Raw genomic sequence first — 20,511 nt, forward strand, 5'->3', positions numbered from 1 at the left:
GGCACGGGAAGTGGTGAAGGCCTCCTTCCCTACCGTCAAGGTAGGCAAGGAGGCCTTCACGGACCTCAAGTCTTACCGGGCGCTGCTCGTGGACGTGTCGGTGCCGGAGGTGCTGGACCGGCCCGGCGACGATTCCGGGGCGCCACTGGAGCTGGAGCCGCCACCCGGAGGGCTGGACGGGGGATCCGACGGGTCCGACGAGGGGGGCGTCGACGTGGTCGGACTGGTTGTAGGAGTCGTCTTCGTGGTGGTGGGCTTGGTCGGCGTCGTCGGCAGGACCGTGGTGCCCGGGCCGCCGCCCGGGTTCGGCGGCACCACCGGCGGGGGCGGCGTGACGACGCTCGTCGTCTCCTTGCCGTCCGGCCCGACCGAGGTCACCGTGGTCGGCGGCGCCGTCGAGCTGGAGGGCGCGCCCGGGGTGGGCGAGCCGCTGACGGTCATCGGGCCGCCGGGGACGCCGTTGCCCGGGACCAGCTGGACACCGGCGGGGGCGATGCCCTGCCCGCCGCCGGGGACGCCGGTGCCGCCCGCGGTGGCGGAGACGCCGGGACCCGCGAGTTCGGCGATCGCGGCGAAGGCCGTCGCCACCACGAGGCCGCTGACGCCGAGTACGGCGTAGCCCGCGCGGTTGAGCTTGCCGGTCGCGCCGCGCGGGGGTGCCACGGACACGCGTGCGCTCGAATCAGACCCGTCGGGACGGGGCATGTGCTGGCTCCTCGGATGGGGGACTTCGGGGAGTTCGGCTACCCGGGCGAGGTAGCCCAAGTGGGGACCCGGCGCGGAGATTATCACCGCCGCTTCACCGTCTGCGAACTCCAGCGGACGTGGTGTTCACCCTCCGCGTTCATCCGCATGGTGCACGATGGGGGTCGTGAGTGAAGAAGTAACGCACATCAGGCTGACCGCGTGGGTGCACGGCCGGGTGCAGGGTGTCGGTTTCCGCTGGTGGACCCGTAGCAGGGCGCTTGAGCTGGGGTTGGCAGGCAGCGCGGCCAATCTGGCCGACGGACGTGTCGAGGTGATAGCGGAGGGTGTTCGTGAACACTGTGAGCGGCTTTTGGCCGCCCTGCGCTCCGGGGAATCACCCGGAAGTGTGGATCACGTCGTCGAGCGGTGGTCGCCCGCGAAAGGCGGGCTTCGAGGGTTCGTGGAGCGCTGAAGCCCGGCGTCCCACGATCACCGTGAGCACACAGGTAGCCTGGGCCGATTGAAAGACCGGTTCCCGCAGCCAGAGGGGTCAGCACGCCGTGCACCTGAAGAGCCTGACGCTCAAGGGCTTCAAGTCCTTCGCCTCGGCGACGACGTTGCGTTTCGAGCCGGGCATCACCTGCGTGGTCGGACCGAACGGGTCCGGCAAGTCGAACGTCCTCGACGCGCTCCGCTGGGTCATGGGCACCCAGGGCGCGAAGGACCTGCGCGGCGGCAAGATGGAGGACGTCATCTTCGCCGGGACCGCCGGCCGCGCCCCGCTCGGGCGCGCCGAGGTCACGCTGACCATCGACAACGCCGACGGCGCGCTGCCCATCGAGTACTCCGAGGTCTCGATCACCCGCCGGATGTTCCGTGACGGCGCGAGCGAGTACGAGATCAACGGCGACCGCTGCCGCCTGATGGACGTGCAGGAACTGCTGTCCGACTCCGGTATCGGCCGCGAGATGCACGTCATCGTCGGGCAGGGGCAGCTTTCGGCGATCCTCGAATCGAAGCCCGAGGAGCGCCGCGCCTTCATCGAAGAGGCCGCGGGCGTCCTCAAGCACCGCAAGCGCAAGGAACAGACCCTGCGCAAGCTCGCGAACATGCAGGGCAACCTCGACCGCCTCGGCGACCTCACCACCGAACTCCGCCGCCAGCTCAAACCGCTGGGCAAACAGGCCGAGATCGCGCGCAAGGCGCAGTGGGTGCAGTCCGAACTGCGCGACGCGCGGCTCCGGTTGTTCGCCCACGACCTGGTCACCCAGCGCGAAGGCATCGCCAAGGAAGAGGCCGACGAGCGGGTCGCCCGTCAGCGGCGCGCCGAGGTCGAGCAGGCGCTGGAGATCGTCGCCGCCGAGGAGGCCGAGCTCGAAGCGTCGCTCGCCGAGGACGCGCCGAAGCTGGCCGCCGCCCAGGAGACCTGGTACAAGCTTTCCGCCTTGACGGAGCGGTTGCGCGGCACCGTGCGGCTCGCGCTGGAGCGTCAGCGGCACCTGTCGTCGGACGTCCAGCAGGCGAGCACCGGCCGCGACCCCGACGAGCTGCTCGCCGAGGCCGAGCAGGTCGCCGAACGGGAGCAGGAGCTCAACGAGGCCGTCGCCGAGGCCAGGATGGTGCTTTCGGAGACCGTCCAGCGGCGCGAGCAGCTCGAACACCTCGTCCAGGCCGCCGAGCGGGCGCATATGGCCGCCGTCCGCGCGATCGCCGACCGCCGGGAAGGGCTCGCGAAGCTCTCCGGCCAGGTCGAGGCGCTGCGCAGCAAGAACGGCGCCACCTCCGACGAGATCGACCGGCTCACCGTGTCGCTCGAAGAGGCGGCCGAGCGGGCCGAGATCGCCGTCGAGGAACTCGAAGAGGCCAAGGCCGCGGGTGGCGTCGAGGAATCCGACGATTCCGACCTGCAAGCCCATCACGACCGCGCGGTGGAGGCCAACAACGCCGCCAAGGCCCGCGTCGAGGAGCTGGTCAAGGCCGAGCGCGCCGCCGAACGCGAGATCGCGTCGGAGAAGGCGCGCGTCGAGGCGCTGTCGATGGGCTTGCGGCGCAAGGACGGCGCCGGGGCGCTGCTCGGCGCGCAGCGCGAACTTCCGGGCCTGCTCGGTTCGGTCGCCGCCCTGCTCACCGTCGAAGCCGGACACGAGGTCGCGCTGGCCGCGGCGCTCGGCCCGGTCGCCGACGCGGTCGCGGTCAACGGTGGCGAAGACGCGCTCGCCGCGTTGAAGTTCTTGAAGGACAACGACTCCGGGCGCGCGGGCATTCTGCTCGGCAGCCTTGAGTCCACTGTGGACACGAGCGGGTGGCCGTCGCTGCCCGAGGGCGCGCGCTGGGCGCGTGAAGTGGTCACCGCGCCGCCCGCGTTGCGGTCCGCCGTCGAGCACGCGCTCGACCGGGTGGCCATTGTGGACGGTCTGGAGTCCGCGCGCCGTCTCGTCGAGGTGTATCCCGAAGTCAGCACGGTCACGCCCGAAGGCGACGTCTTCGGCGCGCGCTGGGCGGTCGGCGGGTCCGCCCGCAGTGAGAGCGTCATCGAGGTGCAGGCCGCGGTCGACGAGGCGAGCGATCGGCTCAGTGCCGCCGAGCGCGCGCTGGAGCGCACCGCCGCGGAACTAGAAGGCGCCCGCGCGGGGCAGGCCGCCCGGCGCGAAGAGGTCGGCAGGGCCAAGGAAGCGCTCGGGGACGCGAAGGTCCGCAAGGCGCGCTCTTCCGAGCGGCTGAACCGGATGCAGCAGGCCGCGCGCGCCGCGCAGGCCGAAATGGACCGGCTGAGCAACCAGCGTGCGAAGGTCGAGCAGAGCCGCGAAGAGGCGTTGCGGCAGCTCGCCGAACTCGAAGAGCGGCTGGCCGCCGTCGCCGACCAGGAGGTCGACGAGGATCCGGACACCGCCGAGCGGGACCAGGCCGCCGAAGACCTCGGCACGGTCCGCCAGGAGGAGATGGAATCCCGGCTCGCGTTGCGCACCGCCGAGGAGCGCGCGCGGAGCATCCAGGGCAAGGCCGAATCGCTCCGCCGGGCCGCACACGCAGAGCGGCAGGCGCGCGAACGCGCCGAAAAGTCGAGGGCCGCGCGGAAACGCGGCGCCGAGATCGCCAACGCGGTGGTCAACGGCGGCGAGATCGCGCTGGAGCGCATCGAGGTCTCCGTGCAGCGCGCCGCCCACGAACGGGACGAGGCGCAGGCGCAGCGGCAGTCTCGGGAGACCGCGCTGACCCAGGTCCGCAGCAAGGTCCGCGAGCTGACCGGCGAGCTGGAGAAGCTCACCGACGCCGTCCACCGTGACGAGGTGCTGCGCGCCGAGCAGCGGCTGCGGCTGGAACAGCTCGAAACCAAGATCGCCGAGGACTTCGGCATCGGTCTCGAGGACCTCGTCGCCGAGTACGGCCCGGACGTCCCGGTTCCGCCGAGCGCGGGGGAGATGGCCGAGTACGAGGCCGCCAAGGAACGCGGCGAGGACGTCACCCCGCCGCCGCCGATGCCGTTCGACCGCGACACCCAGGCCCGCCGGGCGAAGCGCGCGGAGAAGGACCTGAGCCTGCTGGGCAAGGTCAACCCGCTGGCGCTGGAGGAGTTCGCGGCGCTGGAGGAGCGCTACAAGTTCCTCTCGACCCAGCTCGAAGACCTCAAGGACACCCGCAAGGACCTCGAAGCCGTCATCAAGCAGGTCGACGAAAAGATCCTCGAGGTCTTCGCGTCGGCGTACGAGGACGTCGCGCGCGAGTTCGAGACGGTGTTCAGCGTGCTGTTCCCGGGTGGCGAGGGGCGCATGGTGCTCACGCAGCCCAACGACCTGCTCTCCACCGGTGTCGACGTCGAAGCGCGGCCGCCGGGCAAGAAGGTCAAGCGGCTTTCACTGCTCTCCGGTGGCGAGAAGTCGCTCGTCGCCGTCGGCATGCTGGTGGCGATCTTCCGCGCCCGGCCTTCGCCCTTCTACGTCATGGACGAGGTCGAGGCCGCGCTCGACGACACCAACATGCGGCGGCTGATCGGGTTGCTGGAGCAGCTGCGGGACTCTTCGCAGCTGATCATCATCACCCACCAGAAGCCGACGATGGAGATCGCCGACGCGCTGTACGGCGTTTCGATGCAGGGCGACGGCATCACCAAGGTGATCTCGCAGCGGCTGCGTACGTCCGAAGAGGAGCTCGTCACCTCGTGAGTGGTAAGGACGGTTCTACCCGTCCTTACCACTCACGAGGCCCTAGACGGGGGTGGACTCCTTGACGTCCGGCTCCGCCAGCGGGTCCACGCTTCCATGCCGCAGCGACAGCAGCCCGCCCACCACGAGCGTGATCACCACACCGCACAGCGTGTACCAGGGCCACGCCAGCGCGACGGTGTTCCCGGAAGCCTTGCTGAAGTCGACGCCGATCAGGCTGCCGTCCGGTTTGTTGAACTTGACGCCCAGGATGATGAACGCCATCACGATCACCGTCGCCACGAACGCCACGATCGCGTCGGCCTGCCTCGCCCGCTTGAACAGCAGGCCCAACAGGAACGCGCCGAGCAGCGCGCCGTAGGTGTACCCGGTGATGCCGAGCGCCTGCACCACGATCGGATCGGCCGAGGTCTTGTTGGAGGAGGCGAACAATCCCGCGCACAGGATCAGCGCGCCCGCCCAGACGATCGTCCAGATCCGGCCGTGCTTCAGCCGGTCGGCTTCCGGGAGTTCCCGGCCGATCACCCGTTCGTAGACGTCGGTCACCGTGGATGACGCCAGTGCGCCGAGCGACGAACTCAGTGCGGCGGCAAGGATCCCGGCGATCACGAATCCGGACAGCCCGCTCGGCAGGTCGTTCACGATGAAGTTCGCGAACAGTTCGTCCTTGTTGGCCAGCCCCAGTCCTTCCGGCTTCGGCTTCGTCGGGGCGAGACCGTTGTACAACGCCCACAGCAGCACACCGATGAACAGGAACAGCGCGAACTGCAGGAACACCACGAAACCACTGGCGACCAAGGCCTTCCGCGCGGCGCGCAGATCATTGGTCGCCTGGAGGCGCTGCACGATCAGCTGATCCGAACCGTGCGAGGCCATCGAGAGCACCGCGCCACCGATCAGCGCGGTGAAGAACGCGTACTGGCCGGTGAGCATGTTCGAGGAGAAGTCGAAGATCTGGAACTTGTTGGCGTCCACGGCCTTGCCGAACCAGCCGTCGGGCAGCCTGCCGGAGATCGCCCAGATCACCACGACCGCGCCGAGGACGTACCAGAGCATCTGGATCGCGTCGACCCAGACGACCGCGCGGACCCCGCCGAAGAAGCTGTAGAGCACCATCGCGATGCCGAGGCCGATCACGATCGTCCAGTACGAGACGTTCAGCCCGTAGGCCGCCATCACCACCTTGATCGGGATCGCGGTGGCGAACAGCCGGATCCCGTCCGCCAGCGTCCGGGTGAGCAGGAAGGTCACCGACGCGGTGCCCTGCAGGCCGCTGCCGAAGCGTTTGCCGAGGAAGGCGTACGCGGTGACCAGGTTGCCCGCCACGTAGCGCGGCAGCAGCACCATCGACACCACGATCCGGCCCGCGATGTAGCCGATCGCCAGCGCCAGGTACGTCATCCCGCCGTCGCCGGGGGTGGCGATGTAGGCCACCGTCGGAACGGAAAGGACGGTGAGGGTGGACGTCTCCGCGGAGACCACCGAGAGACAGGCCACCCACCAGGAGATCTTGCCTTCACCGACGAAGTAGTCGGAGCCGGATTTCTGTTTGCCGCCGATCCAGACGCCCAGCAAGGGCATGCCGACCAGAAAAAGCCCGATGATCGCGAGGTCAAGTGCGCGCATCCGTATCTCCTATCGCTCGCCGGTCTTCGCCGCTACCCGTAGCCGGGTCACGGTTGAGCTGTGCGGGGCGGGGAGCCGCAGGGGCCCCGCGCCCGGGGTGATGCTGCCGAGCAGCCGGTCGCCGCGGGCTCCGGTCGCCGACGGGAGGTTCCCCGGGACGCCGGACCAGGTCAGCCAGCCGAGCAGAATGGTCAGGTATGCCTCTTTGCCCGCGCGGGGCAGCCCGTGGTCGTCGCTGGTCTTCAGCGCCGTGTCCGGCAGGTTCCTGGCGAGCGCGGCCATCAGCGCCGGGTTGTCGGCGCCGCCGCCGGAGACGATCACGGTGGCGATGGAGTGGCGACGGCATTCCGCGGCGATCGTCACCGCGGTCAGTTCGGTGAGCGTCGCCAGGAGGTCTTCCGCGCCGACCGGCGAGAGCCCGTCGAGCGCTTCGTCGACATACGTGGCGTGGAACAGTTCCTTGCCGGTGGACTTCGGCGGCGCGGCCGCGTAGTAGGGATCGAGCAGGAGTTTCGCCAGCAGGTCGGGCCGCACGTTTCCGCGCAGGGCGAGTGCTCCGCCGATGTCGGCGCGCAGCCCGGTGACGCGGTGCGCGGCGATGTCCATCAGCGCGTTGCCGGGACCGGTGTCGTAGGCCAGGACCGGACCGCTCGCGGGGACCACGGTGATGTTCGCGATCCCGCCGATGTTCAGCGCCGCGACCGGACCGGCCGCGGCCATTTCCCGGAGCCACAACGCGTCCAGCGTGCTGGCGAGCGGCGCGCCGTGCCCGCCGGCGGCGACGTCGCGGACGCGCAGGTCGGCCACCACCGGCAGCCCGGTGCGTTCGGCGATCCACGCCGGGTTCCCCAGTTGCAGCGTGCCGCGCGCCACGCCGTCCTCGACCCAGTGGAACACCGTCTGGCCCAGCGAGGCGACGACGTCGGCCTCGCCGCCGGCCAGTTCCTCGACGCCGCGCGCGGCCGCCTCGGCGAAGGCCTGGCCCACCAGGGTGTCGAGTTTCGTGAGCTGCTCGGCGTCGCAGGGATTCGGCGGCAAGGCGGCGAGCAACGCCTCGCGGAGCGCTTCGGGATAGGGGACTTCGAGCTGGCCGAGCGGCGAGAGCACCACCGTGTCCCCGTCGGCGCGCAGTTCGGCGGCCGCCACGTCGATGCCGTCGATCGATGTGCCGGAGATGAGTCCGATCACCCGGACCCCAGTGCCGGAGGAAACCGTCATTCGGAGTGGTTTATCCGTCGTTCCGGAGAGCGCGCAAGCCGGACCGTTTCTTCTTGTCCGAAATGAGTCCTATCCAGTGGGTGTTTGACAAGATCGGCTTGCTTCCCGTGGGGCGTCTGAGCGCGACGGGGTGCGGATGCGAGGATGGCGCCGTGTCGAGTACCCCCTGGTTCTGGATCGTTGTCGTTGCCGTCGTGGTCCTGGTCGCCGTACTGGTGGCCGGGCTGCTCATCGCGCGCCGCCGCCGGATCAGCCTGGACGAGTCCAAGGCTGCCGACGTCGTCGAGAAGCCGAAGGGCGGCGGTTATACCGCGACAGGCGGGATCGCGCTCGCCCCTGGTGGAGAGAAGACCGAGGAGCCGGAGCACCCGGTCGAGGATCGCCCGGAGACCGAGGGGCAGCCCGCCGTCGGGGACGACGCGGCGGTGCCGAGGGATTCCGCGCAGCGCACGGTGCGCGACGTCGAACTTCCCGAACCCGCCGAAGCCCCCGAAGCCGCTGAGGAAGCGGCCCCCGAGCCCGCCCCCGTCGAGGAGATCGCCCCGGCCACCGGCCGCCTGGAGCGGCTGCGCGGCAGGCTGGGCAAATCCCGTTCGGTGTTCGGGCAGAGCCTGCTCGGCCTGCTGGGCGCCGGTGACCTGGATGAGGACTCCTGGCAGGACGTCGAAGACACGCTGCTCATGGCGGACCTCGGCGCCGCGACGACCACCGAGATCGTCGAACGCCTTCGTGACGAGCTGAAGCGCCGCGCCGTGCGGACCTCGGAGGAGGCGCGCGCGGTCTTGCAGGAAGTGCTGACCGCGGCCCTGTCGACCGACGCGGTCCGGGCCGTCCGCGCGCTGCCGCACACCGTCGACGGGAAGAAGCAGCCCGCCGTCGTGCTGGTCGCCGGGGTCAACGGCACCGGCAAGACCACCACCACCGGCAAACTCGCCCGGGTGCTCGTCGCGCAGGGGAGCACCGTGGTGCTCGGCGCGGCCGACACCTTCCGCGCCGCCGCGGCGGACCAGCTCCAGACGTGGGCCGAGCGCGTGGGCGCGGAGGTCGTGCGCGGCAAGGAAGGCGCGGACCCGGCGGCGGTCGCCTTCGACGCCGTCAAACGCGGCACCGAGGCGGGCGTGGACACGGTCCTGATCGACACCGCCGGCCGCCTGCACACCAAGACCGGCCTGATGGACGAGCTGGGCAAGGTCAAGCGAGTCGTCGAGAAGCAGGCGAAGGTCGACGAGGTGCTGCTGGTACTCGACGCCACCACCGGGCAGAACGGGCTGATGCAGGCCCGCGTGTTCTCGGAGGTCATCGACGTCACCGGCATCGTGCTGACCAAACTGGACGGCACCGCGAAGGGCGGCATCGTCTTCCAGGTGCAGCGCGAACTCGGGGTGCCGGTCAAGCTGGTCGGCCTCGGCGAGGGGCCGGACGACCTGGCGCCGTTCGAGCCGGGCGCGTTCGTCGAGGCCCTGCTCAGCAGCTAGGACCCGGACGGCTGCCCGATCCGCCTGCCGCCGGCGGGAAGCCCGGGCTGAACTGCCCGGGCTTTGGAGGGCTTGCGTGACGGCTTGGGTGCGTCCGCTTTGGCTCCGCTTCGTTTGGGCCTGAGTCTTCGGGGCGCCTCGACGAGCACCGGCGCCGGGCGCAGCCGGGCCTTCTTGGTGCGGTTGTGGCCCAGCCAGAGCCGCTGCCATCCGACGGCGTGCACGGTCTCGGTCTGGCCGTGCAAGAGCGAGAGCTGGACGACCCACGCCGTGATCTCGTAGGTGCCCCGCCTCAGTCTCACGCGGAGGGTTTCCCCGAGCACCATGGGCAGGCTCAGGGTCTCGGGGTAGCCGTCGACCCTCTGCAAGATCAGCCGTACCGGTGCTTTCGCGCTCCGCCAGTACGGCAGGGTGTACTTCACGATGATGTCGAGGTCGCTGGTCGCTTCGGCACCTTCGACGCTGAGATCGTGGCGCCGTGTATTCCGGTCGCCTACGGTCACCATCCGGTCGAGCGTCTTCTCCGCGACTTTCTGTCCGATCCAGGCGATAACCGATTCGACCATCTGACATCCCCTCGCTCGGCCCTGTTTCGAGGTTACGGCGAAGGCCCCTCCTCCGGCTGAGCCGAAAGAGGGGCCTTCGCGCGTTTTCGTCAGACGGCGGCCGGGGCCTTCTCCTCGGTCCCCTCCGGTGCGGTCTTCTTGTCCCGCATCACCAGGAACGCGAGCACCGCCGCGGCCAGCACACCGACCGCGCTCACCAGGAACGTCGTCGACATCGCCGAGGTGAACGACTCGCGGGCCGCGGCGATGAGGCCGCCGTCGCCGGTCGCGAAGGCGTCACCGATCGAAAGCCGTGCCTGCGCCGGGGCGGACTCGGGCATGTTCGCGGTGAACAGGCCCGACACGACGCTGCCCAGGATCGCGATGCCGAGCGCGGCACCCAGCTGCTGGATGGTGTCGTTGAGCGCCGAGCCGACCCCGGCCTGCTCTTCCGGGACCTCGCCCATCAGCGCCGCGATCGCCGCCGGCATCGCCAGCCCGCCGCCCGCTCCGAGCAGGAACAGTGCGATGGCGGGCAGCAGGAAACCTTCGTTCGCCGACATCGTCGCGAGCAGTCCGAAACCGCCTGCCATCACGATCATCCCGACGGTGGCCAGTGCCCGGTTGCCGATCTTCTGGCCCAGCGTGGCGCCGAGGGTGTTGAACAGCAGCGACGCGACGGCCATCGGGATGAACGCGAGACCCGCCTCGGTCGGGGTGTAGCCGAGCACGAACTGCAGGTACTGGGTGAGGAGCAGCAGGAGCCCGCCGTTGCCGATCTGCACCAGCGTGAGCGACAGGCTGCCGCCGCTGAAGTTGCGCTCGCGGAACAGCTTGAGCGGGACCATCGGCGACGGCGTGTGCCGCTCCCAGAACACGAAACCGGTCAGGCACACCACCGCGACCGCCAGCGGGATCAAGGTCCCCGCCTCGGCGATGCCGTGCTTGGGGAGCTCGATGATCGTCCAGACCAGCGCGACCATGCCCGCCGCCGACAGGAGCGCGCCGAGCGGGTCGGGCTTCTGCCACGGGCCCTTGGACTCCGGCATCAGCGTGAGCGCGGCGATCACCGCGATGACGACGATCGGCACGTTGATCAGGAACACCGCGCCCCACCAGAACCACGCGATCAGCACGCCGCCCAGCACCGGGCCGCCGATCAGGCCGATCATCGCGACCGCGCTCCACGCCGCCATCGCCTTGCGGCGCTCCTCGTCGTCGAAGACGGTGATCAGGATCGACAGGGTGCTCGGCATGATCAGCGCGCCGCCGACGCCCATCACCGCGCGGGACACGATCAGTTCGAGCGGGTTCGCGGCGAACGCCGCGACGAGTGAGGCCACTCCGAAGAGGAGGAGGCCGATGAGCATCACCTTCCGGCGGCCGAACCGGTCACCGAGGCTTCCCGACGTGAGCAGCAGGCCGGCGAACACCAGGATGTAGGAGTCCAGGATCCACTGCGTGTCCTGGGCGCTGGCGCCGAGGTCTTCGGCCAGCGGCGGGACGGCGACCGTCAGCACCATGTTGTCGACGACCAGTACGAGCGTGCTCAGGCACAACACGATCAGGATCCACCAGCGGCGTGGATCGCGGACGGGTTCGTTCATCGGGATACCCCCAGAAGTGGTTGCGTACGTTGTTCGGCTGATGCGCACACTGTACGCAGAACGAAACGGCGTACGCAAGGGGGTACTTCGTGCGCTAAGATGGGGGCATGTCGATCGAGGAGCAACCGATCCAGTCGGTATGGACCCGTCCTCGCCGCAAGCGGGATCAACCCGCGTTGAGCCAGGCGCAGATCGTGGCCGAGGCCGTCCGGCTCCTGGACGTCGAAGGTGTCGACGCGCTGAGCATGCGCAGGCTGGGCACCGCGTTGAACGCGGGCGCGACCTCGCTCTACCGGCACGTGGCCAACCGCGACGAGCTGATCGAACTGGTCGTCGACGAGGTCTACGGCGAGATCACCGTGCCGGACGGCGACGATCCGGCGCGGTGGCGTGAAGCCGCCGTCGTGGGGGCGGAAAGCGTCCGCGCGATGATCCTGCGGCACCCGTGGGTCGCCTCATTGCTCGGCTCGGTCGGCCTGTCGTATCTGGGACCGAACGTCATGCGGCTCAACGAGCGGCTGCTGGGGATCTTCGTGGCCGCGGGGTTTCCCGGCGACGAGGCCGATCAGGCGATCAGCGCGGTGATCTCCTACGTCATCGGCATGGGGACGACCGAGGCGGCCTGGCTCACGACCGTCGCCAGGAGCGGCCGGAGCGAAAGCGACTGGGCGGAGCGGCTGCGGCCCGCCGTCGAAGAGGCGGTGCAGGGGCATCCGCACCAGCGGGAGATGCTCGCCAGGGCCGTCGCCGAAACCGATCCGGTCCGGCTCCGTGACGAGAAGTTCCGCTACGGGCTGGACAGGATGCTCGACGGCCTGGAGGCCAGGCTCAAACGGTGACCCCGTCCTTCGAAAGGGTCGAACCGAGCGAGTTCGCGATCCGCTGGACGACGGGCGCGATCCGCTCGACGGCCTCCATCGTCAGCCGTCCCGACGGTCCGGACACCGAGACGGCCGCCGGCACCGGCGCGCCCGGGACCGCGACGGCCACGCAACGGACGCCCAGCTCCTGCTCCGCCTCGTCGAGTGCGTAACCCTGCTGGGCGATCTTCGCCAGCTCGCGCAGGAGCGCGTCCTGGTCGGTGAAGGTGTGCTCGGTGTAGGAGGGCATGCCCGTCCGGGCGAGCAGCGCCGTGACGTCGTCGGACGGCAGATGCGCGAGCATCGCCTTCCCCACGCCGGTGCCGTGCGGCAGGAGCCGCCGTCCGACCTCGGTGAACATCCGCATCGAGTGCTTCGAGGGCACCTGGGCGACGTAGACGACCTCGTCGCGCTCGAGGACGGCGAGGTTCGCGGTCTCGCCGACCTCGTCGACCAGCTCCGCGAGCAGCGGGCGGGCCCACGAGCCGAACTGCATGCTGGCGTTCTCGCCCAGCCGGATGAGGCGGGCGCCCAGCGCGTACCGGCGGTTGGTGTTCTGCCGGACGTAACCCAGGTCCACCAGTGTCCTGATCAGCCGGTGGATGGTCGGCATCGGCAACCCGGACAGGGTCGCCAGCTCCGAAAGACTGGCCTCCCCGCCGGTGTCCGCGAGATGCTCGAGGAGCTCGAAGGCCCGCTGAAGGGACTGGACGCCGCCGTCGCGCCCGTTCTTCTCCGCTGCCACCGTGGTACTCCTTACGTCTGCGTTGATGTTCCGCTATGCAGAAACTATAGTCCGTCATGTAAAACCGTAGGGACGTTATCTTTCCGAACTCGGGGTGTTACTCATGTCTGAAGCTCAGGTGCTCGGCGATCCGGTCGAGCGCGGGGACGAAATCCTCACGCCGGAGGCGCTCGCCTTCCTCGCCGGCCTGCACGAGGCCTTCGCCGCCCGCCGCGACGAGCTGCTGCAGGCCAGGAGCAAGCGCCGCGAAGAGGCCAGGGTCACCGGCAAGCTCGACTTCCTGCCCGAGACCAAGGAGATCCGCGAGGGCGACTGGAAGGTCGCCGAGGCGCCGCCCGCGCTGCGCGACCGCCGGGTCGAGATCACCGGCCCCACCGACCGCAAGATGACCATCAACGCGCTGAACTCCGGCGCCAAGGTCTGGCTCGCCGACCTCGAAGACGCCAACACGCCGCACTGGGCGAACGTCGTCTCCGGCCAGGTCAACCTGTACGACGCGGTCCGCGAGACCATCACGCTGGAAAGCGGCGGCAAGAGCTACGCGCTGAAGGACGACGTCGAGCACGCGACCATCGTCGTCCGCCCGCGCGGCTGGCACCTCGACGAGCGCGGCCTGTCCTTCGGCGGGCGCCAGGCCGTCGGCGCGCTGGTCGACTTCGGCCTGTACTTCTTCCACAACGCGCAGGAACTGCTCAACCGCGGCAAGGGCCCGTACTTCTACCTGCCGAAGATGGAGAGCCACCTCGAAGCCCGGCTCTGGAACGACGTCTTCACCCACGCGGAGAAGGCGCTCGGCATCGAGCACGGCACCGTCCGCGCGACCGTGCTGATCGAGACCATCCCGGCCGCGTTCGAGATGGAGGAGATCCTCTACGAACTGCGCGAGCACGCCTCCGGCCTCAACGCCGGCCGCTGGGACTACCTGTTCAGCGTCATCAAGTACTTCCGTGACGCGGGGGAGAAGTTCGTCCTGCCGGACCGCAACTCGGTCACCATGACCGCGCCGTTCATGCGCGCCTACACCGAGCTGCTGGTGCGCACCTGCCACAAGCGCGGCGCGTTCGCGATCGGCGGGATGGCCGCGTTCATCCCGAACCGCAAGGACCCGGAGGTCACCGCCGCGGCGCTCGACAAGGTCCGCGCCGACAAGAGCCGTGAGGCGGGCGACGGCTTCGACGGTTCCTGGGTCGCGCACCCCGGCATGGTGGACATCTGCCGCGAGGAGTTCGACAAGGTCCTCGGCGACAAGCCGAACCAGCTCGACCGCACCCGCGACGAGGTGTCCGTCACCGCCGACCAGCTGCTCGACGCCGCTTCGACGCCGGGCAGCGCCACCGCGGCCGGGCTGCGCGCCGCCGTCGACGTCGGCATCCGCTACATCGCCTCCTGGCTGGGCGGCAACGGCGCGGCGGCCATCCACAACCTGATGGAGGACGCGGCCACCGCGGAGATCTCGCGTTCGCAGGTGTGGCAGTGGGTGCGCAACGGCACCCAGCTCGACACCGGCGACAAGGTGACCGGGGAACTGGTGCGCGGCGTGCTGGCCGAAGTCCGCGGCGAACTCGCCGCCGAGATCAAGCCGGAGCTGCTGGAGCCCGCCGTCGAGCTGTTCGAGCAGGTCGCGCTCGCCGACGAGTTCCCGGACTTCCTGACCCTGCCCGCCTACGAACGGATCAAGTAGACAGATGGGGAACGGGCGGCTCACCGAGGACGTTTACACCGCCGCTGACGCGCGTCTGGCCGAGGCCGACGCGCGCGTCACGGCCAAGTATCCCGGCGAGCCGCCCGGCCGCCAGCCCGTGCACACCGTGTACGTGCCCGCGTCGCAGTACAAGACGCGGCTCGTGGCGGACTGGGGCAAGCAGGCCTTGCGGGTTTTCGGCGAGCACGCCGACAAGCTGGGCCTGGACGCGGACATCGCCGACCGGGTCCGGACCAAACTGCTGACCGAGCCGATCGAGGATCTGCGGATCGACTTCGAGGACGGTCTCGGCAGGCCGGGCGACGGCGAAGAGGACGCCATCGCGCTCGCCGCCGGGAGGACCCTCGCCGTCACGGGCGGCACGCCGTTCGTGGGTATCCGGTTCAAGAGCTTCGAGCAGGCGACCCGCCGCCGCGGCATCCGCACTCTCGACCTCTTCCTGGCCGGGTTGCTGGAAAGCGGCCCGCTGCCGGACGGTTTCGTCGTCACGCTGCCGAAGGTGACCGCCGTCGAGCAGGTCGAAGTGGCGGCGGATGTCATGGAGCGCCTCGAAACCGCGTACGGGCTGCCCGACGGCGCGTTGCGGTTCGAAGTCCAGATCGAGACCGCCCAGTCCATTGTGGACATCGATGGGACGGTGGCGGTGCCGCGGATCATCGAAGCCGCGCGCGGCCGGTGCTCGGGGCTGCACTACGGAACCTACGACTACAGCGCCGGGCTCGGGATCAGCGCCGAGTACCAGAGCATGGAACATCCGGCCGCCGACTTCGCAAAGCAGCTCATGCAGGTTTCGGCCGCGGGCACCGGCGTCCGGCTTTCCGACGGCTCGACGAACAAGCTGCCCGTCGGCGACGCGATCCTCCCGGCCTGGCGCGAACATCTGCGGCTCGTGCGGCGTTCTCTGGAGCGGGGCTTCTACCAGGGCTGGGATCTGCACCCGCACCAGCTGCCGACCCGGTTCGCCGCCACGTACGCGTTCTTCCGCGAAGGTTTCGCGGCCGCGCTGGGCCGGTTGCGGGATTACGCGGACCAGACCGGTCGTGGAGTGCTGGACGAGCCGGCGACCGCTCAGGCCTTGGCGAGCTTCTTGGTGCGGGGGCTGGATTGTGGCGCCGTCGACGTGGGGGAGCTTTCGTTCTCCCGGGCGGAGTTGGACGGCTACGCGCGACGGACGGTATGAGCAGCGGCTGAGCGAACGTCTTTCGTGGCAGACGCTCGCTCAGCCGCTGCTCGGCCGGTATGAGCAGCGGCTGAGCGAACGTCTTTCGTGGCAGACGCTCGCTCAGCCGCTGCTCGGCCTTCCCGCCTCAGTCCGTCGGCAGCGGGCCGGGTTTTCCCCGGCGGTGCACGGACCTCGCGACGAGCGCCAGCATGGCGAGCTGGCCTGCGATCGTCCCGGCCGTCACTCCCGCCGGGAAGGTGGCCGGAACCACCTGCAGCGTCAGCGCCGGACCGAGAACGGCTCCGAGTACCACCAGCGTGTCGAGGATCGTGGTGAGCAGCCGGTGTGTCTGGCTCGCGGGCACCGCCGCCTCCGCCGTCAACTCCGACGTCTCGATCCTGACGCGGGCGAGCTGGGTTGGTGTTCCTGCCCAACTCGCCATCTCTTCGGACGTCGTGTTGTCCACGCCGTCGATTTCGGCACCCATGCGTCGTGCCCTTTCTTGCCCAGTCAGGCGAGCCCGGGTTGGCGCGTCAAGCTGGGGACCACTGGGGGACAGCCGATTCTCGGCTGCCGGGACCGGACGAACCCCCAGCTCGCGGTTGTCCGGTCCTCTTTCCCCTTCGGGCGCCTCACGCGTGAAGGCCGTGGCCGCACCTTCGATGGTGGTACCCGCCGCATGGAGACGGGCCTGCGTGAGGTTGTTCTCTACCGCGATGCCGGTCCGGGAACCGTAGCGTCGGTCACGGTGGGCGCGCAACCACTTCACACATGATCGCTACTTAAAGTGTGGTTAATACGCAAGTTCTATGCAACGATGATGTGCGCGGCCCTCCGGTCGCAGGGAAGGGAGCGGGTATGCCATCGGTCGAGGAGACCGCGACCGGCCGCCCCGCGGTGGTCGATCGCGTCAACGTCGCGCTGATCACCGAGGCGGTCGACGCATTGGGCAAACTGCAGGAGCGCACCGGGCTGAAGAAGGTCGACCTGGTCAACCGCGCGCTGCTGATCTACGAGTTCGTCGACGCGGAACTCCGCGCGGGCAAACAGGTCGTGCTGCGGGATCCGGACGGACAGGATCAGCTGGTCAAGATCTTCCTTTGATCGCCGTGATAGGTGGCGAGTACCTCCTCGAGTGAGCCGCGTGCGCGGATGCGGCCCTCGTCCATCCAAAGGGCCGTGGAGCACAGTTCCCGCAGCAGTTCGTCCGAATGGGAGGCGAACACCAGCACTCCGGAGCGGCGGGCGAGGTCGACCAGCCGTTCGCGCGCCTTGTTGAGGAACGCGGCGTCGATCGCGCCGAGTCCCTCGTCGAGGATGAGGATCTCCGGGTCGATGGTGGTGACCACGCCGAGTGCGAGCCGGACCCGCATGCCGGCGGAGTAGGTGCGTAAGGGCAGGTGCAGGTAGTCGCCGAGTTCGGTGAACTCCGCGATGTCGTCGACCCGTTTCGTCATCTGTTTGCGGCTCATGCCGAGGAACAGGCCCCGGATGAGGATGTTTTCATGGCCGGAGACCTCGGGATCCAGGCCAACGCCGAGGTCGAACACCGGCGCGATCCGCCCGACGACGCGCGCGGTGCCCCTGGTCGGCTCGTAGATGCCGGACAGCAACCGCAGGAGCGTGGACTTCCCGGCGCCGTTGTGCCCGACCAGACCGACGCGATCGCCCTCGCGTAGCGACAGCGAGACGTCCCTCAGTGCCTCGATGATGGGGACCTTCGAGCCGGTGCCGATCTTGCCGCCGACCTTGCCGAGTACCCGTTTCTTCAGTGACCGGGTTTTGGCGTCGAAGATCGGGAAATCTACGTAGGCGCCCCGCACCTCGATGCTCACCACGGACGGCCTCCTTGCTCTCGTCAGATGCGAACGGAAGTTATCATTCGCATCTGCGTGAGGTAACGTGCGGCCGGTGAGTCGATCCGTCGATCAGGGCTTCCGGCCGCCGCAGCAAGCCCGCAGCCGGGAGTCCCTGCGGAAGGTGCTGGCCGCCGCCGAGCACGTTCTGGCAGGCCAGGGCTTCGAGGAGTTCACCGTCGCGGCGGTCGCCGAGCGGGCGGGAATGTCGGTGGGCGCGATCTATCGCCGGTTCGACGGCAAGAACCAGTTGCTGTATGCCGTGAAGGACGAACTGCTCGGGCAGTTGGAGACCGGCGTCCGCGACGCGCTCGGCGCTGCGGAGCCCGGCCTGAGTGGGGTCGTCGGTGCGTTCACCCAGGCTTTGGCGGGCACCTTCGCCCGTCACGACCGCATCTTCTCCGAGCTGCTCGACAGCCAGCGCACCGAAGGGCGGGACCGCGGCCTCCAAGCGCTGGCCACGATCCAGCGCGATTTCGTGGAGGCGGCTCGGCCTTGCCTCGGGGAAGTCCGGCGGCCGGACGGGGAAAAGGCGATCCGGATGACTAGCCGGACCGTCATCGGGTCTTGTGTGCATCGGGCGGCCAGCGGCCGGTTCTGGTCCGACGGTTTGAGCTGGAATGTTTGGGCGAGCGAGACGACCGCGATGGCGTTGGCCTATCTGGTTTCGGGTGGGTCTTCGGGATCGGCTTGAAGGGATCTGATTCGGGGCATGCCGAAGGGCCCGTCGCCGGTGTGACCGACGGGCTCCTCGACGTTCAGCGGTGGTGCAGGGTGTTGCGGCGGGGTTGCCGAAGCGGATCTCGATACTGGGGCGGAATGAACTCCGGTAATCCGTCGGCGGCCATGCGGACTTCCCAGTCGCCGTGGTGGATCAGCCGGTGGTGGAAACCGCACAGGAGCACGAGATTGCGGAGGTCGGTGGGTCCGTTGTCTGCCCAGTGGATGATGTGGTGGGCGTGGCAGTTCTTGGGTTTCCGGTGACAGCCGGGGAAGGCGCAGCCGCCGTCGCGGATGTTCAACGCGCGTCGTTGCCCTGGGGTGACGAATCNGGGATCACGCAAAGAAAGCGGACCGCATTTAGCCGACTAAACGCGCGGCTGCTCGCGGGGCCGCCACGGTCGTGGCGTCGGCGCTCGTGAAGTCCGCGCAAGGAAAGCGTTTAGTCGGCTAAACGCATATCGTATTTGGTCGACTAAACGCATGCCGCACTTAGTCGGCTAAATGCTGCCGCAGTTGGTCGGCTAACTGCGAACGGGCTTGGCATAGCGCAGGCAAGGCACCGAAACCGGGCCGTCAGGGCCGGCGACCCGGTTGTCGAACTCGCCCTCGTCGGCCCACCCGCACCGCTCGTAGAACCGCCGCGCCCGCGCGTTCCCCGGCGCCACCGCGAGCCAGGCGCGCGAGTGGCCGCCCGCACTCACCAGCCTTTCGGCTTCCGCGAGTAGTGCACCGGCCACCCCGCTCCCGCGATGGTCCGACGAAACGTAGACCTGTTCGACCTCGTCCCCGACGACCATCACGAAACCCGCCACCTCGTCGTCCAGCACGGCGACGGTCGTGTCGCCGACACGGTCCGCGGCCCGCTCCCAGAACGATCCGCGGGTGCGGATCCGGACGAGCGAGTCGGGCACGTTGCCGAGATGGCCGTCCTGCCAGCCGTGGTACCAGATCTTCGCGACGGCGTCAGCGTCCGTGGGCATCGCCTGGCGCAACATCAAAGAAGGAGACATGGCGCCGAGTTTAGGAAACCAGCGCGCCGATCCGCCGTTCCACTTCGTCCGCGCTCGCGTTTCCGGCGACCAGGGTCACCACCTGCTCCGACGGCAAGGAGGCCAGAAGAGTCGGATAGCCGGTGACACCCAATTCCCGCGCCCGCCGGAAATCGTCCGCGGCGGAAACCCGGTCCAGTGCGGCTTCAACGGCGTCCCCGTCCAGGCCCGCCCGCTGCGCGACCACGCGATAGGTCGAGACCTCGGACAGGCTCAGCCCGTCGAGGTAGAACGCCTCCTGAAGCAGCGCCGCGAGCCGTACCGCGCGGTCCGGCCCGACTTCGCGCAACGCGGCCATTCCGCAGGCGGCGGCCTCGGAGTCCATGACGAACTCCCCGTCCGCGATGAGCCGTTCGTAGCTCTCCCCGAACGGCGCGCCGGTCCGGCGGGTGATCTCGGCATTGGCCCCCTGGACGTAGCCGAACTGCCGGATCGGCACCCGTCGCCCGCCGAGGAAAAGACCGCCGGACACCACTTCCACCGGCAGGTCCGGATGCCGGTGCGCGACGTCGGCCATGGTGCGGGCGAACCCGTACGACCAGCCGCAGTACGCGTCGAAGACATAGATGAGCTTCATGACGCGAACCAACGATGTCTGACTGGTCAGATATTCCTACCGGAGCTTGGGGAGTGCGTCACGTGCCGAGTGGCTCAGCGTCCGGAGGTCCTGCGCGAACCGTTCGCGATGGTCCGCGGGCAGCGGGTCGAGGAAGAGCCGCTGGATGTTCTCGACGTGCACCCGCGCCGCCCGGACGGTCGTCTCCTCGCCTTGCGCGGTCAGCCGCACGAGCTGCACACGACGGTCCTGCGGATCGGACGCACGGACGACGAGGCCGAGGGTGGTCATCCGGTCGACCAGCCGCGTCGCGCCACCGGTGGTCAGCACCTGCTCCTGCGCGATCGCGCGCATGCTCATCCCGGTGTCGCCCGACCTGCCGACGATGAGCAGGACCTCGAACATCAGGTGCGAGATCCCGCATTCGGCCTCCAGCGCGCGGCCGAGCAGGTATTCGAGCCGGTTCGCGGCGCCCATCATCCGGCCGAAGGCGACCACGCGCGGGTCGTAGGCGGCTTCTTTCGCCGTGGTGATGCCCAT

At 69.2% G+C, this 20,511-nt stretch carries 19 protein-coding genes and 1 pseudogene; 8 read left to right on the plus strand and 12 right to left on the minus strand.

The features are described from left to right. Positions 1 to 72 precede the first annotated feature (72 nt). Positions 73 to 669, minus strand: a complete 597-nt coding sequence (locus ACXIZN_RS01955; protein ID WP_457952199.1) for a hypothetical protein — start codon at positions 667 to 669, stop codon at positions 73 to 75. Between the two features lie 193 nt (positions 670 to 862). Here ACXIZN_RS01955 and ACXIZN_RS01960 point away from each other — a divergent pair, with 193 nt between their 5' ends. Both ACXIZN_RS01960 and smc read left to right on the plus strand, forming a co-directional pair. After that, positions 863 to 1,159 (plus strand): acylphosphatase, encoded by a 297-nt coding sequence (locus tag ACXIZN_RS01960; RefSeq protein ID WP_457952201.1) that lies wholly within the window; start codon positions 863 to 865, stop codon positions 1,157 to 1,159. Between the two features lie 88 nt (positions 1,160 to 1,247). Further along, complete coding sequence (gene smc, locus ACXIZN_RS01965) at positions 1,248 to 4,847, plus strand: chromosome segregation protein SMC (protein WP_457952203.1); 3,600 nt, start codon at positions 1,248 to 1,250, stop codon at positions 4,845 to 4,847. Positions 4,848 to 4,889: 42 nt separating this feature from the next. Here smc and ACXIZN_RS01970 read toward each other — a convergent pair whose 3' ends face one another. Further along, positions 4,890 to 6,473 (minus strand): sodium:solute symporter, encoded by a 1,584-nt coding sequence (locus ACXIZN_RS01970; RefSeq protein WP_457952205.1) that lies wholly within the window; start codon positions 6,471 to 6,473, stop codon positions 4,890 to 4,892. Positions 6,474 to 6,482: 9 nt separating this feature from the next. After that, positions 6,483 to 7,691, minus strand: a complete 1,209-nt coding sequence (locus tag ACXIZN_RS01975; RefSeq protein WP_457952207.1) for an anhydro-N-acetylmuramic acid kinase — start codon at positions 7,689 to 7,691, stop codon at positions 6,483 to 6,485. A gap of 152 nt (positions 7,692 to 7,843) precedes the next feature. On the opposite strand from ACXIZN_RS01975, the gene ftsY reads away from it, so the two are divergent. Further along, positions 7,844 to 9,166: a signal recognition particle-docking protein FtsY gene (gene ftsY / locus ACXIZN_RS01980; RefSeq protein WP_457952209.1), complete on the plus strand. Its 1,323-nt coding sequence runs from the start codon at positions 7,844 to 7,846 to the stop codon at positions 9,164 to 9,166. Here ftsY and ACXIZN_RS01985 read toward each other — a convergent pair. Together ACXIZN_RS01985 and ACXIZN_RS01990 are read right to left on the minus strand one after the other, a co-directional pair. Continuing rightward, positions 9,163 to 9,732 (minus strand): hypothetical protein, encoded by a 570-nt coding sequence (locus ACXIZN_RS01985; protein ID WP_457952211.1) that lies wholly within the window; start codon positions 9,730 to 9,732, stop codon positions 9,163 to 9,165. The two genes, ftsY and ACXIZN_RS01985, sit on opposite strands and share 4 nt — an antisense overlap. 89 nt (positions 9,733 to 9,821) lie before the next feature. After that, on the minus strand, positions 9,822 to 11,318 hold the full coding sequence (locus tag ACXIZN_RS01990; RefSeq protein ID WP_457952213.1) for an MFS transporter: 1,497 nt from the start codon (positions 11,316 to 11,318) through the stop codon (positions 9,822 to 9,824). A 107-nt stretch (positions 11,319 to 11,425) separates the two neighbouring features. On the opposite strand from ACXIZN_RS01990, the gene ACXIZN_RS01995 reads away from it, so the two are divergent. Further along, complete coding sequence (locus ACXIZN_RS01995; protein ID WP_457952215.1) at positions 11,426 to 12,157, plus strand: TetR/AcrR family transcriptional regulator; 732 nt, start codon at positions 11,426 to 11,428, stop codon at positions 12,155 to 12,157. On the opposite strand, the gene ACXIZN_RS02000 is transcribed toward ACXIZN_RS01995, so the two are convergent. Continuing rightward, entirely contained in the window at positions 12,147 to 12,923 is a 777-nt protein-coding gene (locus ACXIZN_RS02000) for an IclR family transcriptional regulator (protein WP_126733446.1), read from the minus strand. The genes ACXIZN_RS01995 and ACXIZN_RS02000 overlap by 11 nt on opposite strands. Before the next feature lie 103 nt (positions 12,924 to 13,026). Between ACXIZN_RS02000 and aceB the strand changes: the two genes are divergently transcribed. After that, a complete protein-coding gene (aceB, locus tag ACXIZN_RS02005) occupies positions 13,027 to 14,604 on the plus strand; it encodes a malate synthase A (RefSeq protein ID WP_457952217.1) in 1,578 nt (525 codons plus the stop codon). Positions 14,605 to 14,608: 4 nt separating this feature from the next. After that, positions 14,609 to 15,805, plus strand: coding sequence for a DUF6986 family protein (locus ACXIZN_RS02010; protein WP_457952219.1), 1,197 nt, complete (start codon positions 14,609 to 14,611; stop codon positions 15,803 to 15,805). A gap of 127 nt (positions 15,806 to 15,932) precedes the next feature. Here the strand turns inward: ACXIZN_RS02010 and ACXIZN_RS02015 are convergent, their stop codons facing one another. After that, the gene (locus tag ACXIZN_RS02015) at positions 15,933 to 16,274 is read right to left on the minus strand and encodes a hypothetical protein (protein ID WP_457952221.1); all 342 of its coding nucleotides are present in this window, start codon (positions 16,272 to 16,274) and stop codon (positions 15,933 to 15,935) included. A gap of 371 nt (positions 16,275 to 16,645) precedes the next feature. Between ACXIZN_RS02015 and ACXIZN_RS02020 the strand changes: the two genes are divergently transcribed. Further along, positions 16,646 to 16,891, plus strand: a complete 246-nt coding sequence (locus ACXIZN_RS02020) for a hypothetical protein (RefSeq protein WP_457952223.1) — start codon at positions 16,646 to 16,648, stop codon at positions 16,889 to 16,891. Here ACXIZN_RS02020 and wzt read toward each other — a convergent pair. Continuing rightward, positions 16,867 to 17,625: a galactan export ABC transporter ATP-binding subunit Wzt/RfbE gene (gene wzt, locus ACXIZN_RS02025; RefSeq protein WP_457952225.1), complete on the minus strand. Its 759-nt coding sequence runs from the start codon at positions 17,623 to 17,625 to the stop codon at positions 16,867 to 16,869. The two genes, ACXIZN_RS02020 and wzt, sit on opposite strands and share 25 nt — an antisense overlap. Before the next feature lie 73 nt (positions 17,626 to 17,698). Between wzt and ACXIZN_RS02030 the strand changes: the two genes are divergently transcribed. Beyond that, complete coding sequence (locus ACXIZN_RS02030; RefSeq protein ID WP_457952227.1) at positions 17,699 to 18,337, plus strand: TetR/AcrR family transcriptional regulator; 639 nt, start codon at positions 17,699 to 17,701, stop codon at positions 18,335 to 18,337. A 64-nt stretch (positions 18,338 to 18,401) separates the two neighbouring features. Here ACXIZN_RS02030 and ACXIZN_RS02035 read toward each other — a convergent pair. The 4 genes and pseudogenes from ACXIZN_RS02035 to ACXIZN_RS02050 all read right to left on the minus strand — a co-directional run. Further along, a pseudogene (locus ACXIZN_RS02035) lies at positions 18,402 to 18,692 on the minus strand (HNH endonuclease signature motif containing protein); the annotation flags it as partial. Between the two features lie 195 nt (positions 18,693 to 18,887). Next, on the minus strand, positions 18,888 to 19,376 hold the full coding sequence (locus ACXIZN_RS02040) for an N-acetyltransferase family protein (protein WP_457952229.1): 489 nt from the start codon (positions 19,374 to 19,376) through the stop codon (positions 18,888 to 18,890). Between the two features lie 10 nt (positions 19,377 to 19,386). Then, positions 19,387 to 19,992, minus strand: coding sequence for a DsbA family protein (locus ACXIZN_RS02045; RefSeq protein ID WP_126733441.1), 606 nt, complete (start codon positions 19,990 to 19,992; stop codon positions 19,387 to 19,389). Positions 19,993 to 20,028: 36 nt separating this feature from the next. After that, positions 20,029 to 20,511 (minus strand): MarR family winged helix-turn-helix transcriptional regulator, encoded by a 483-nt coding sequence (locus tag ACXIZN_RS02050; protein ID WP_457952231.1) that lies wholly within the window; start codon positions 20,509 to 20,511, stop codon positions 20,029 to 20,031.

The organism is Amycolatopsis sp. TRM77291, assembly GCF_054166285.1.

Bases quoted from the DNA above. Each gene is read 5' to 3' on its own strand.
- ACXIZN_RS01960 (WP_457952201.1), top strand. From the start codon at position 863: ATGGGGGTCGTGAGTGAAGAAGTAACGCACATCAGGCTGACCGCGTGG.
- ACXIZN_RS01975 (WP_457952207.1), bottom strand. From the start codon at position 7,691: ATGACGGTTTCCTCCGGCACTGGGGTCCGGGTGATCGGACTCATCTCC.
- ACXIZN_RS01985 (WP_457952211.1), bottom strand. From the start codon at position 9,732: ATGGTCGAATCGGTTATCGCCTGGATCGGACAGAAAGTCGCGGAGAAG.
- ACXIZN_RS02015 (WP_457952221.1), bottom strand. From the start codon at position 16,274: ATGGGTGCCGAAATCGACGGCGTGGACAACACGACGTCCGAAGAGATG.
- aceB (WP_457952217.1), top strand. From the start codon at position 13,027: ATGTCTGAAGCTCAGGTGCTCGGCGATCCGGTCGAGCGCGGGGACGAA.
- ACXIZN_RS02040 (WP_457952229.1), bottom strand. From the start codon at position 19,376: ATGTCTCCTTCTTTGATGTTGCGCCAGGCGATGCCCACGGACGCTGAC.
- ACXIZN_RS02010 (WP_457952219.1), top strand. From the start codon at position 14,609: ATGGGGAACGGGCGGCTCACCGAGGACGTTTACACCGCCGCTGACGCG.
- ACXIZN_RS01990 (WP_457952213.1), bottom strand. From the start codon at position 11,318: ATGAACGAACCCGTCCGCGATCCACGCCGCTGGTGGATCCTGATCGTG.
- ACXIZN_RS01995 (WP_457952215.1), top strand. From the start codon at position 11,426: ATGTCGATCGAGGAGCAACCGATCCAGTCGGTATGGACCCGTCCTCGC.
- ACXIZN_RS02050 (WP_457952231.1), bottom strand. From the start codon at position 20,511: ATGGGCATCACCACGGCGAAAGAAGCCGCCTACGACCCGCGCGTGGTC.
- ACXIZN_RS01970 (WP_457952205.1), bottom strand. From the start codon at position 6,473: ATGCGCGCACTTGACCTCGCGATCATCGGGCTTTTTCTGGTCGGCATG.
- ACXIZN_RS02020 (WP_457952223.1), top strand. From the start codon at position 16,646: ATGCCATCGGTCGAGGAGACCGCGACCGGCCGCCCCGCGGTGGTCGAT.
- ACXIZN_RS02045 (WP_126733441.1), bottom strand. From the start codon at position 19,992: ATGAAGCTCATCTATGTCTTCGACGCGTACTGCGGCTGGTCGTACGGG.